The 12,709-nt window shown below is 64.6% G+C and carries 11 protein-coding genes; 6 read left to right on the forward strand and 5 right to left on the reverse strand.

All coding sequences use genetic code 11. The annotated features are described in order from the left end of the window. The first annotated feature begins 6 nt into the window (after positions 1 to 6). From QM615_RS20740 to QM615_RS20750, 3 genes are read left to right on the forward strand one after another with little or no spacing between them, the layout of a single operon-like run. The gene (locus tag QM615_RS20740; protein WP_149406329.1) at positions 7 to 2,013 is read left to right on the forward strand and encodes an alpha-1,4-glucan--maltose-1-phosphate maltosyltransferase; all 2,007 of its coding nucleotides are present in this window, start codon (positions 7 to 9) and stop codon (positions 2,011 to 2,013) included. 11 nt (positions 2,014 to 2,024) lie between these two features. Then, entirely contained in the window at positions 2,025 to 4,226 is a 2,202-nt protein-coding gene (glgB, locus tag QM615_RS20745; protein WP_149406330.1) for a 1,4-alpha-glucan branching protein GlgB, read from the forward strand. Further along, positions 4,227 to 5,675, forward strand: a complete 1,449-nt coding sequence (locus QM615_RS20750) for a neutral zinc metallopeptidase (RefSeq protein WP_149406331.1) — start codon at positions 4,227 to 4,229, stop codon at positions 5,673 to 5,675. Positions 5,676 to 5,684: 9 nt separating this feature from the next. On the opposite strand, the gene QM615_RS20755 is transcribed toward QM615_RS20750, so the two are convergent. The 3 genes from QM615_RS20755 to QM615_RS20765 form a co-directional block, all read right to left on the reverse strand. Further along, positions 5,685 to 6,572, reverse strand: a complete 888-nt coding sequence (locus tag QM615_RS20755) for a tetratricopeptide repeat protein (protein WP_149406381.1) — start codon at positions 6,570 to 6,572, stop codon at positions 5,685 to 5,687. Positions 6,573 to 6,686: 114 nt separating this feature from the next. Then, positions 6,687 to 7,058, reverse strand: coding sequence for a DUF3817 domain-containing protein (locus QM615_RS20760; protein ID WP_188078681.1), 372 nt, complete (start codon positions 7,056 to 7,058; stop codon positions 6,687 to 6,689). Positions 7,059 to 7,127: 69 nt separating this feature from the next. Next, a complete protein-coding gene (locus QM615_RS20765; protein WP_149406333.1) occupies positions 7,128 to 8,318 on the reverse strand; it encodes an acetyl-CoA C-acetyltransferase in 1,191 nt (396 codons plus the stop codon). Positions 8,319 to 8,423: 105 nt separating this feature from the next. Here QM615_RS20765 and mce point away from each other — a divergent pair, with 105 nt between their 5' ends. Together mce and QM615_RS20775 are read left to right on the forward strand one after the other, a co-directional pair. Next, positions 8,424 to 8,906, forward strand: a complete 483-nt coding sequence (gene mce, locus QM615_RS20770) for a methylmalonyl-CoA epimerase (protein ID WP_410482240.1) — start codon at positions 8,424 to 8,426, stop codon at positions 8,904 to 8,906. Positions 8,907 to 8,965: 59 nt separating this feature from the next. Further along, positions 8,966 to 9,910 carry a coiled-coil domain-containing protein gene (locus QM615_RS20775; protein ID WP_149406335.1) on the forward strand — a complete coding sequence of 315 codons (945 nt, stop codon included), beginning with the start codon at positions 8,966 to 8,968 and terminating at the stop codon, positions 9,908 to 9,910. Positions 9,911 to 9,940: 30 nt separating this feature from the next. Here the strand turns inward: QM615_RS20775 and QM615_RS20780 are convergent, their stop codons facing one another. Further along, the gene (locus QM615_RS20780) at positions 9,941 to 10,258 is read right to left on the reverse strand and encodes an Rv1322 family protein (RefSeq protein ID WP_149406336.1); all 318 of its coding nucleotides are present in this window, start codon (positions 10,256 to 10,258) and stop codon (positions 9,941 to 9,943) included. A gap of 41 nt (positions 10,259 to 10,299) precedes the next feature. After that, complete coding sequence (nucS, locus tag QM615_RS20785) at positions 10,300 to 10,971, reverse strand: endonuclease NucS (RefSeq protein ID WP_094640377.1); 672 nt, start codon at positions 10,969 to 10,971, stop codon at positions 10,300 to 10,302. 42 nt (positions 10,972 to 11,013) lie between these two features. Between nucS and QM615_RS20790 the strand changes: the two genes are divergently transcribed. Next, positions 11,014 to 12,603 (forward strand): adenylate/guanylate cyclase domain-containing protein, encoded by a 1,590-nt coding sequence (locus QM615_RS20790; RefSeq protein WP_149406337.1) that lies wholly within the window; start codon positions 11,014 to 11,016, stop codon positions 12,601 to 12,603. Positions 12,604 to 12,709 lie beyond the last annotated feature (106 nt).

A 12,709-nucleotide genomic window follows, 5' to 3' on the forward strand; every position in this document is an offset into this window, starting at 1 on the left:
TGTGAAGTGACAGGTCGACTTGGTATCGACAATGTCCTTCCAGATACGACGACCGGGAAGTACCCCGCGAAAGCGGTGGTGGGCGAGACGTTTCCAGTCTCCGCCGACGTCTGGCGCGAGGGTCACGACGCGGTGGCCGCGACACTGTCGGTGCGCGGACCGGGAGGCAAACTCGAACGCATCCCGATGACACCGGGCCGCGAACCCGACACGTTCGACGCGGTGTTCGTCCCCTCTCGGCCGGGTTACTGGATCTGCCGCATCGAAGCGTGGAGCGATCCGATCAGCACCTGGCGCCATGCCGTCGAAGCCAAGCTCGGAGTGGGCCAGAGTGCCCACGAACTCGCGAACGATCTCGAGATCGGCGCACGGCTGTTCCTGCGGGCTGCCACCGGTGTTCCTGCCGAGAGCAGGCAGATGCTGGCCGATGTCGCCGCCGCGCTGCGTGACACCGACCGCCCGCTGCCTGCCCGGGTCTCCTCCGCGTTCGCATCGTCGGTCGCCGAGTTGTTGTTCGTACACCCGCTGCGCGAACTGGTGACTCGATCGCGCGCGGTCAACGTGTGGGTCGATCGCAATCTCGCACTCAACGGTGCCTGGTACGAGTTCTTCCCGCGGTCGACCGGCGGATGGAACGAGGACGGCACTCCGCGGCACGGCACGTTCGCGACGTCGATCGAGCAGTTGCCCCGCATCGAGCGGATGGGATTCGACATCGTCTACCTGCCGCCGATCCACCCCATCGGCACCATCAACCGCAAGGGCCCGAACAACACGTTGACCCCGGGACCGGAGGACGTCGGGTCGCCGTGGGCCATCGGCTCCAAGGACGGCGGACACGACGCGATCCACCCCGAACTGGGCACCGAGGACGACTTCCGCGCGTTCGTCGCCGCTGCACACGAACACAACCTCGAAGTGGCACTCGATCTCGCCCTTCAGGCCGCTCCCGACCATCCCTGGGCTGCAACACATTCCGAGTGGTTCACCGTGCTGCCGGACGGCACGATCGCCTACGCCGAGAACCCTCCGAAGAAGTACCAAGACATCTACCCGGTCAACTTCGACAACGACCGACGCGGCATCTACGAAGAGGTGCTGCGCGTGGTCCGATACTGGATCTCGCTGGGAGTCAAGGTCTTCCGAGTCGACAACCCACACACCAAGCCGCCGGACTTCTGGGAATGGCTCATCGCCGAGGTCAAGAAGACCGACCCGGACGTGCTGTTCCTCGCCGAGGCGTTCACCCGCCCGGTGCGCATGTACGGACTGGCGCAGCGCGGCTTCACGCAGTCGTACACGTACTTCACCTGGCGTACCGCGAAGTGGGAGCTGACCGAGTTCGCCGAGGAACATGCCCGACGCGCCGACGACGCGCGTCCGAACCTGTTCGTCAACACTCCGGACATCCTGCACGAGAGTCTGCAGCACGGCGGGCCCGGAATGTTCGCTCTCCGAGCAGCTCTCGCGGCGACGATGGCCCCCACCTGGGGCGTCTACTCCGGCTACGAGCTGTTCGAGCACCAGGCCGTGCGAGAAGGCAGCGAGGAGTACCTGGACTCGGAGAAGTACCAGTTGCGTCCACGCGACTTCGAGGGTGCGCTGGCCCGCGGCGAGTCGCTCGAGCCCTGGATCACCACGCTGAACGCAATCCGGCGGGCGCATCCGGCGCTGCAGCAGCTCCGCAACATCCACTTCCACACCATCGACAACGAGGCGCTGATCGGGTACTCCAAGTTCGACCCGCAGACCGGTGATTCGATCCTGGTGGTGATCAACCTCAATCCCTTCGGAGCCGAAGAAGGCACGATCCACCTGGACATGCCTGCCCTCGGCCACGACTGGCAGGACACCCTCACGATCAAGGACGAAGTGAGCGGAGTCCATTACGACTGGGGCCACACCAATTTCGTCCGGCTCGAGCCCTGGACGTCGGTGGCGCACATCTTCACGCTCCCCCACATCCCGTACCCGGCTCGTATCGAACTGGCCTACCGCGGCAACCGAAAGTGAGTGGATTCAACGTGACCGAGAATCCGACGACGCCCGAAGACACCGTCGCAGCCCCGTCCGACAACGATCTCGAACTCATCGCTGCAGGGCGGCACTACAACCCGCATTCCGTCCTCGGAGCCCATCCGGTGGCCGGTGGAACCGCGATCCGCGCCCTCAAACCCGATGCCGAGAAGGTCGTCGCCCGCGTCGGTGGCGTCGACCACGAACTGACCCACGTCGCCCACGGAGTCTTCTCGGCTCTGATTCCGTTCGAGGACCTGATCGACTACCGCCTCGTGGTGACCTGGCCCGGTGGACACGTCTCCGAATCCGCCGACGGATACCGGTTCCTGCCCACTCTCGGCGAGCTCGATCTGCACCTGTTCGGCGAGGGCAGGCACGAGCGGCTGTGGGACATTCTGGGCGCGCACCAACAGTCGTACGCGACACCCGACGGCCCCGTCACCGGTACCTCGTTCGCGGTCTGGGCTCCTGCAGCCCAGGGTGTCACCCTCGTCGGCGATTTCGACGGCTGGACCGGTCGAAGCTGGCCGATGCGCGTACTGGGCTCGACCGGCGTGTGGGAGCTCTTCGTACCCGACATCGCTCCGGGCGCGCTGTACAAGTTCCGCGTCCACGGTGCCGACGGTTCGGTCAAGGACAAGGCCGATCCGATGGCCTTCGCCACCGAGATCCCACCGTCGACGGCCTCGGTCGTCACCGCGTCCTCGTACACCTGGAACGACGAGTCCTGGCTCGACACCAGGGCCGGCATCGAGCCGACGCAGGCACCGATGAGCGTGTACGAGATCCACCTGGCGTCCTGGCGGCCGGGCCTGGGGTACCGCGAGTTGGCAGAGCAGTTGGCCGAATACATCACCGAGACCGGCTTCACGCACGTGGAACTGCTCCCGGTCGCCGAGCATCCGTTCGGCGGATCCTGGGGTTACCAGGTGACGTCGTACTACGCACCGACCTCGCGCTTCGGCAGCCCCGACGATTTCCGCTACTTCGTCGATCACCTGCACGGTGCCGGAATCGGCGTCATCGTCGACTGGGTGCCCGCCCACTTCCCCAAGGACGAATGGGCGCTGGCCCGGTTCGACGGCGGCCCGCTCTACGAGCACGGCGACCCGCAGCGCGGCGAGCAACTCGACTGGGGCACTTTGGTATTCGACTTCGGGCGGCGCGAGGTGCGTAACTTCCTGGTCGCGAATGCGCTGTACTGGATCGACGAGTTCCACATCGACGGACTGCGCGTCGACGCCGTCGCATCGATGCTGTACTTGGACTACTCCCGCCCCGAGGGCGGCTGGTCGCCGAACATCTACGGTGGCCGCGAGAACCTCGAGGCCGTGACCTTCCTGCAGGAGATGAACGCGACGGTGCACAAGAAGCACCGCGGTGTCGTCACCGTGGCCGAGGAATCGACGGCGTGGCCCGGCGTAACCCGGCCGACGAACGTCGGCGGACTCGGGTTCAACATGAAGTGGAACATGGGCTGGATGCACGACACGCTGGGCTTCCTCGGGCGTGATCCCATCCATCGCAGCTACCACCACCACGAGATCACCTTCTCTCTGGTCTATGCGTGGAGTGAGAACTACCTGCTCCCCATCAGCCACGACGAGGTGGTGCACGGCAAGGGCACGCTGTGGACTCGGATGCCCGGCGACGATTACGCCAAGGCAGCCGGCCTGCGCGGCATGCTCGCCTACATGTGGGCGCACCCCGGCAAGCAACTGCTGTTCATGGGACAGGAGTTCGGGCAGACCCGTGAGTGGTCCGAGGAACGCGGACTCGACTGGTATCAGATCGACGAGGAACCTCTGCACAACGGCGTCAAAACCCTTGTGTCCGATCTGAACTCGACGTACAAGTCCCACCCCGCACTGTGGACGCTCGACACCTCGCCGAGTGGATACTCGTGGATCGACGCCAACGACACCGAGAACAACGTGCTGAGCTTTCTGCGGTACGGATCCGACGGTTCGGTCATCGCGTGTATTTTCAACTTCTCCGGTACCGAGCACGGCAGCTATCGTGTGGGACTACCGGAACCCGGCCGTTGGACAGAGATCCTCAACACCGACGCAACGGAGTACGGCGGCTCCGGTGTGGGCAACCTGGGTGAAGTGACGGCAACATCGCACTCGTGGCACGGTCGACCGGCATCAGGCCAGGTCGCCCTACCCGCCAACGGGGCGATCTGGATAAAACTGGAGCGATAGATGAGTGGCGGCCGCACACCCCGACTACTGGCCGCGGCCGCCACTGCAGGGCTGATTCTGCTGACCTCGTGCGCGCAGACCGTCAGCGGAAACGCCGTATCGATCTACGAGAACCCGTTCACCGTTGCCGGACTCCCGGTGACGAGCGGGCCCAGCGGGCCCCGGCCCGATGCCCCCGATTCGACCATCACCGTGGAGAACGCCGAGGGCACCGACTCGGACATCCTCGCCACGAACGCGATCGACGACATCCAGCAGTTCTGGGCCGAGCAGTACTCCAGCTTGTTCAAGGGCACGTTCACCCCGGTCTCGAAGGTCGTCTCGTGGGACGCGTCCGAGAACGAGGGATCGGGCATCAGATTCTGCGGAGACCGAACCGGCGGTATTCCCAACGCTGCGTACTGCACCCGTGACGACTCGATCGGCTGGGACAGGACCATCCTGCTCCCGGCTCTGGTCGACGCGTTCGGACCGATGTCGGTAGTGATGGTCATCGCCCACGAATACGGCCATGCCATTCAGCACCAGTCTGGGCTCGTCGGCGACGACACCCCGACCATCGTTGCCGAGCAACAGGCCGACTGTTTCGCCGGTGCCTTCATCCGCCACGTCGCCGAGGGCGATGCGCCGCACTTCACCATCAACACCTCGGACGGACTCAACGGCGTCCTCGCCGCAACCGTCGCTGTGCGCGACGTCGATCCAAACGATCCGGAATCGGTGCACGGCTCTGCCTTCGAGCGCGTCACCGCAGTGCAGATCGGCTTCACCGACGGTGCCGGGGCCTGCACGAGCATCGACGAGGCCGAGATCGACTCGCGTCGAGCATCCTTGCCGCAGAAATTCGACGATCCCGACGACTCGGGTGAACTACCGGTCACCGAGGACTCCCTCGACGCCTTCACTCGATCCTTCGAGCAGGTACTGCCCGTCGCAGATCCCCCGGCCGTCGACTACACCGGATCGGACGTCGGATGCGCCGACGCCGAAGCCACTGCGCCGGTGTCGTACTGCCCCTCGACCAACACCATCGGCGTCGACGTCGAGGCCCTGGCCGAAGTCGGCCAGCCCGAGACCCCGCAGCGCGGAGACATATTGCCGCTCAACGTCTCCGGTGACTACAGCGCCTACGTGCTGTTCGCCTCGCGCTACACCCTCGCGGTGCAGAAGGAAGCCGGCCAGACCCTCGACGACCCGCAGACCGCTCTGCGTTCGGCATGCCTGTCCGGGGTCATCACCTCGGCGATGAGCGCCGAGAACGGTGACACCGGCCTCGAAGTCTTTCTTTCCCCAGGCGATCTCGACGAAGCCGTGTCCGGACTGCTCAGCGACGGCCTCGCAGCCAGCGACGTCAACGGTACGACGCTGCCGTCGGGGTTCTCCCGAGTCGACGCGTTCCGTTCGGGAGTTCTCGGCGGAAGGGAACTGTGCGACGCGCGTTACAGCTGAGTCCTGCTGTCAGTACAGAGCGGACGCGAGCTTGCGCCGCGCGGAGACCACCAGCGGATCGGCCGAGTCGAACAGCTCGAACAGCTCGAGCAGTCGAGTGCGCAGTGCAGTGCGGTCGTCGCCTGCACTGATCTTGATTCCGTCGATCAGACGAGCGAAGGCCTGCTCCGGTTGCTGACCGGCCATTTCGGCGTCCGCTGCATCGATCCGAGCCTGTACGTTTCCGGCGTCGGCGTCGGCGAGTGCAATCGCGTCCGGTGCCAGGTTCTGCACCCGCGCGAGGAACTTGACCTGACGCAGTGCAGCAACCGCCTCGGTGTTCTTCGGTTCGGCGTCGATGATCGCCTGGTAGGCGGCTTCCGCCTTGTCGAAATCGCCCTCGTCGATGGCCTCTTCGGCTGCAACGATCCGCGGATCCTCGATCTCGGGTTCCGGTTCGGCAGCAGCCGCCCCGGGAGGCCCGGTGAGCTTTCCTGCAGTCGCCTGCTCGACGGCTTGTAGCCACTGACGCAACTGCTCGTCCGACTGGGTGCCCTGGAGATCAGCGAGGGGCTGGCCCGCTGCGACGGCAACCACCGTCGGAATGGCCTGTACGCCGAAGGCCTGGGCGATCTGCGGATTGGAGTCCACGTCGACCCGCGCGAGCACCCACGTACCCGCGGCTTCCACGGCCAGCTGCCCGAGCTTACGCGTCAACGCCTGGGACTGCGGCGAACGCGCCGAACCCAGGTCGACGATCACCGGTACCTGCGTGGACCGCTGCAGAACCTCGGCCTCGAACGTCGCCGCGGTCACGTCCACGATCGGTGCCAGTCCTCCCGCGTCGCCTGCGGGCTCGGCTGCAGGTGCAGGTGCCGGACGGTCCTTGAGAACGGACAGGTCGACGGCACCGGCAATGGATGCGGGAACGACGGCTGACGGGCGGACGGGAGGACGGGAACCGGGTCGAGTCACGCCCTACAGTTTGTCACTAACGCGATTCGTCATCCACTGGCGGGCGGTGCCGGTCGGTCAGGACAGAACCTTGGTGTCGGCGGCGGGCCGGCCGGTGCTCAACTCGGCGAGACGGCCGGTGCGCGCGGCCCAGATCTCGAAGATCACGGTGCCGAACGGGGGGAACGCCGCGACCAGAGCCAGCAGGGTTGCCTTGACGTCCCACTTGAGCTTGATCGCCGTCAACACGGCAACGGCCAGGTACACCACGAACACGCCGCCGTGGATCGGTCCGAAGATCTTCACGCCGATTTCGTTGCCGTCGGCGGGGATGTACTTGAACGCCATTCCGATCAGCAGTCCGAGCCAGGTAAACGCTTCGAGCACAGCGATGAAACGGAAGCGTTTGGCCGTGCTGCTCAGGTCGAAGAAGTTGGTCATGCCCGCTATTGTGCCCGGTCTGCTACGACGGAGCGTAGTGGCTCTGGTCTCAGTTCTTCTCCAGAGCCACTACGAGTCCTACTGCTTCGGCACTCGAACGATGAGGGCGTCGCCCTGTCCGCCGCCGCCGCACAGTGCGGCCGCGCCCACTCCGCCGCCGCGACGCTGCAGCTCGAGAGCCAGATGCAAGGCGATGCGAGCTCCCGACATGCCCAGGGGATGCCCGATCGAGATCGCTCCCCCGTTGACGTTGACGATCTCCGGATCGATGCCGAGTTCGCGCGTCGACGCGATTCCGACCGCTGCGAACGCCTCGTTGATCTCCACGACGTCGAGGTCCTTCGGGGCGATGCCTTCCTTCTCGCACGCCTTGGCGATGGCGCGCGCCGGCTGCGACTGCAAGGTGGAGTCGGGACCGGCCACCACTCCGTGTGCACCGATCTCGGCGAGCCAGGTCAGACCGAGCGACTCGGCCTTCTCCTTGCTCATCACCACGACGGCGGCGGCACCGTCGGAAATCTGCGACGCGGATCCCGCAGTCACGGTGCCGGCCTTGTCGAAGGCGGGGCGAAGCTTGCCGAGGGAATCGACCGTGGTGTCGGCGCGAATGCCTTCGTCTGCGGTGAACTGGATCGGCTCACCCTTGCGCTGCGGAATCGAGACCGGGACGACCTCGTTGTCGAATACCCCGTTCTTCCACGCCGTGGCGGCCTTCTGGTGCGACGCGGCAGCGAAGGTGTCCTGCTCCTCGCGGCTGATGGCCTCGGAGCTCTGGTTCCGCTGCTCGGTCAACGCGCCCATGGCCTGATCGGTGAAGATGTCGTACAGACCGTCGTAGGCGAGGTGATCACGCATGGTGACATCGCCGTACTTGAATCCGGCCCGCGACTTCTCGAGCATGTGCGGCGCCTGGGTCATCGACTCCTGACCGCCTGCGACGACGATCTCGAATTCACCGGCGCGGATCAGCTGGTCGGCCAGTGCGATGGCGTCGACTCCGGACAGGCAGACCTTGTTGATCGTCAGAGCAGGCACGGTCATCGGAATACCAGCGGCAACCGCAGCCTGCCGCGCAGGGATCTGACCGGCACCAGCGGTGAGAACCTGGCCCATGATGACGTAGTCGACCTGATCCGGCGCAACACCGGCCTTGTCGAGTGCACCCTTGATGGCGATTCCGCCGAGATCCGATCCCGAGAAGTCCTTGAGGGCACCCGAAAAACGTCCCACGGGTGTGCGAGCGCCGGCGACGATGACTGTTGTGGTCACGATTTCCTCCGAAAGTATGAAGACGGCCTTGTCGAGATCAACGCTCCGACGCCCCCTACCGATACCGGCCGGGCGGAGCACCGAAACGCAGCTGGCGCTAACGTCATGGCCATGACCTCCAGCACGCAGTCTTACACGGGAGCCCCGCTGCGCTCCGATCTGGTGACGGCTATCGATCATGTGGGTGTCGCGGTGCCCGATCTCGACGCTGCCATCACCTGGTACACCGACCACCTCGGCATGGTTGCAGTGCACGAGGAGATCAACGAGGAGCAGGGCGTTCGCGAGGCGATGCTCTCCTTCCCCGGAGCCACCGAGAAGTCCGCTGCACTGCAGTTGCTCGCGCCGATCGACGAATCGTCCACCATCGCCAAGTTCATCGGCCGCAACGGCCCGGGACTGCAGCAGTTGGCCTACCGCGTCACCGACATCGAAGAGATCTCGACCGAGCTGCGCGCTCGCGGCGTTCGGTTGCTGTTCGACGCCCCGCGCCGCGGCACCGCCGATTCTCGGATCAACTTCGTCCACCCCAAGGACGCCGGTGGCGTACTGATCGAATTGGTCGAACCCAACCCAGCCGCGCACTGATCGAACTCTGCGAACGAGCCGTATGGCTCTCTACTTGACTCACCGGTAAATTGACGGCCATGGCCATCGATCATGAGCGCACTTCCACGGTGCAACTTCCCTTTTCCATCGTTCGGAAGGGGTTCGATCGCGACGAAGTCACCAACTACTTCGAGCGGTTCGACGCCGAACTACGTTTGACGACCGCAGATCGTGATGCGGCCGCCGCGCAGGCTCGTGATCTGGCCAAGCAGCTCGACGATGCTCGTGACGAGATCGACGAACTCCGCAAGGACATCGATCGCCTGTCGGTTCCGCCCACCACGGCGGAGGGGATGAGCGATCGCATTTCACGCATGCTGCGACTGGCCTCGGACGAGGCATCCGAGGTCCGCGCGAAGGCGCACTCGGAGTCCGAGGAGATGATTTCCGTTGCGCAGCAAGAGAGTGCCCGACTCCGCGGACGGCACGAGTCACTGGTGGCCGAACTCGAAGAGCGCCGAACGGCACTCGAAGCCGAACACCAGCAGACCATGGCTCAGGCGCGCACCGAGGCAGCTCGAGTAGTCGAGGCCGCGCAGGCCGAGCGCGACAAGTTGGCTGCCGAATCCGAGGCAAAGCGCGCCAAGGTTCAGGAAGACTTCGAGATCACGATGGCCGAGCGCCGCACCAAGGTTCTCACCGCTCTCGAGGAACTCGAAGCGTCGAGCAAGGCCGACGCTGCCCGCCGCATCGAGGAGGCGACCACCGAGGCTGCCCGACGGCTTCAGTCCGCGAGTGAGCAGGCCGAGCGTCGGATCGCGCACTCGAAAGAACTGGCCGAGGAGCTGCGTGTGCTCCGCAGTCGGGTGCTGGCACAGCTGCTCGGAATTCGCGGGCAGCTCGATTCGGTTCCGGCGATGCTCGCCTCGGTCAATCGTGAGAGCGAACTGCTCGACAATCCCGACCCGACGGCCATCCTGAAGAAAGAAGAAGAGAAGGCTGCCGCGAAGGCCGAGGACGAATCGGCCGACTCGGAGTCCTGATTCAGCCGATCCTGCGCCTGGCCTCCCCCGCTACGACCACCTGCGGGTGAGGCCTCGCGTGTTTCGGCCGGACCAACACCCGGTGTGCCAGTGTCTGCGATTGTCGGCACCGCCGAAATCGTCCGACGGCCACGCAACGATATGTGCGACGCCCGGCCGCACCTCGTGATCGCAGCCGGGGCATCGATAGGTCTTCACGGCCTTCGCACCCGGGACCATTCGTGTCGTGTACGTGTCACCGTCCGGACCGACCTCGATCCGGTTGCCGCCCAGCACGGAATCGGTAGCCGGAGCGAGATCACTCGGGCCGCTCCGATTCGGTCGGCGGGGTTGGTTACGACGAGGCACCCGTCCAGTGTAGAGAACGGGCCGATTCGTGCCGACCGTCGTCAGAAAAGACGGAACTCGGTACTGTCGGTTCCCCGCAGGACGTCGTAGTCGAGTGTGAGACAACGAATGCCGCGATCGGTGGCCAGCGTCTTCGCCTGAGGCTTGATGACCTGCGCAGCGAACACTCCACTGACCGGAGCCAGCAGCGGATCACGGTTGAGCAGCTCCAGATACCGAGTCAGCTGTTCGACGCCGTCGATCTCACCACGTCGCTTGATCTCCACTGCCACCGTTCCGCCATCGGCGTTGCGGCACAGGAGATCCACCGGTCCGATGGCCGTCATGTATTCGCGTCGCACCAACGTGTAACCGTCACCCAAGGTGCTGACGTGCTCGGCCAACAACTCCTGAAGGTGAGCCTCCACACCGTCTTTCACCAAACCGGGATCGATACCCAACTCGTGACTCGAGTCGAGTTCGACGTCGTCGATGGTGATGCGAAGTTCCTCACCGGCCTTGTTGGTGACGATCCACTTGGTCGTCTCGTCCTCGGTGGTCTCGACCATCCAGCAGGGCGGAGACATCCAGTTGAGGGGCTTGTAGGCCCGGTCGTCCGCGTGCACGCTGACCGATCCGTCGGACTTGACGAGGAGCAGGCGGCGAGCGGACGGGAGGTGTGCGGTGAGGCGGCCGACGTAGTCGACTTGGCAACGAGCAATAACTAGACGCACTCGACCACCTTAAAGCAGGAGCCCCGATAGTCTGTGACGACCATGCCGCAATTGAGACGATCTGCCGCTCCGCTGGGCTCCCGACTGCTCGGCGACACCTCCGAATCACCTCGCCGACGGCGGGTCCGAATCCAGATCCTGCTGACCGTCTTCCTGATCCTGTCGAATCTTATCGGCGCGGTCATAGTCGGTGTGTTGATCAGCGTCGTGGTGCCCGGCCCGGACGTCCTCGATCCCGACAAGTACTGGTGGGTGAACTACATCGTCGTCCCGGTCTACGTGTTCGTGGCATTCGTCGTCGGTGCGGTCTGGGGCACCACGCACGCTCTGCGAAGTTTGCGGTGGGCAATCGAGGACCGGCAACCCAGCCGCGAAGAACAGGTCGCGACACTCGCGATGCCATGGCGATTGACGCGAATCCAGATTCTGCTCTGGATCGGAGCCTTGCTGCTGCTCACCACGATCGACGGCATCATCGACTCGGCGTCGATCCCCAAGGTGGCCTTCACTATCGCCGCCGGTGGCACAGTCGTCTGCGCGTTCAGCTATCTGCTCAGTGAATTCGCCCTTCGTCCCGCTGCAGCTCGGGCACTCGAAGCCGGCGATCCTCGCCGGATTCGTATTGCCGGAGTCATGGGCCGCTCGATTCTCTCGTGGCTGCTGGGCACCGGTGTGCCGGTCAGCGGTTTGATGATCATCGCGATCTTCCGCTTCATCAATCCCGAAACGACAGCGACTCAGCTCGCGGTCTCCATCCTCTCCCTCGGTGGGATCACGATCGTGTTCGGCCTTGCGCTGACCGTCCTCGGAGGTTTCGCGACGACATCACCCATCAAAAATGTGCGCGCGGGGATGGCCGAGGTGGAGAAGGGCAACATGGATGTCCGTCTCGCGGTGTACGACGGCACCGAGCTCGGTGAACTACAGAGCGGGTTCAACCGGATGGCCGACGGTGTGCGCGATCGGGAGAAAATTCGCGACCTGTTCGGCCGACACGTGGGTCACGAGGTCGCCGAGAAAGCACTGCAATCCGACAGCGAACTCGGGGGCCAGGAACGCGATATCGCAGTGTTCTTCATCGACCTCGTGGGATCGACGGAGCTGGCGGCGTCTCGACCACCCACCGAAGTCGTTGATCTGCTCAATCGATTCTTCGCCGTGGTCGTCGACGAGGTCGACGAGCATGGCGGATTCATCAACAAGTTCGAAGGCGACGCCGCGCTCGCCATCTTCGGAGCTCCCAACGAAATTGCCGACCACTGCGGCTCGGCGTTGGCAGCAGCACGAGCAATTGCCCGACGGCTGCTGGTCGAAGTGCCCGAATGCAGTGCCGCTGTGGGTGTCGCAGCGGGACGCGCAGTCGCCGGCAATGTAGGTGCGAAGTCCCGATTCGAATACACCGTGATCGGAGACCCGGTGAACGAGGCTGCTCGCCTCTCCGAGCTGGCGAAGAACGCTCCAGGGGCAATCCTGGCCTCCAAAACGTCGGTCGACGGTGCCTCAGACGAGGAATCCGGTCGCTGGGAATTCGGTGACTCGGTGACTCTTCGCGGACGCTCCGTCGAAACAGTCCTCGCGAATCCGAAAGATGTGAAAGTCACCTCCGACGAGCCCGTTGCCGTGCACGCCTGACCTGTATTGCAGGTCATGGCAGTTGCTGCCGCCTCGGCATCGTCCGCGAATGCGCGCGCGTTCGTCGGGTGCGCGGGGAATGGTGACTGGTCGGGGTGCGATTGTG

Source organism: Rhodococcus sp. IEGM 1341, from assembly GCF_030056895.1.
Classification (GTDB): Bacteria; Actinomycetota; Actinomycetes; order Mycobacteriales; family Mycobacteriaceae; genus Rhodococcoides.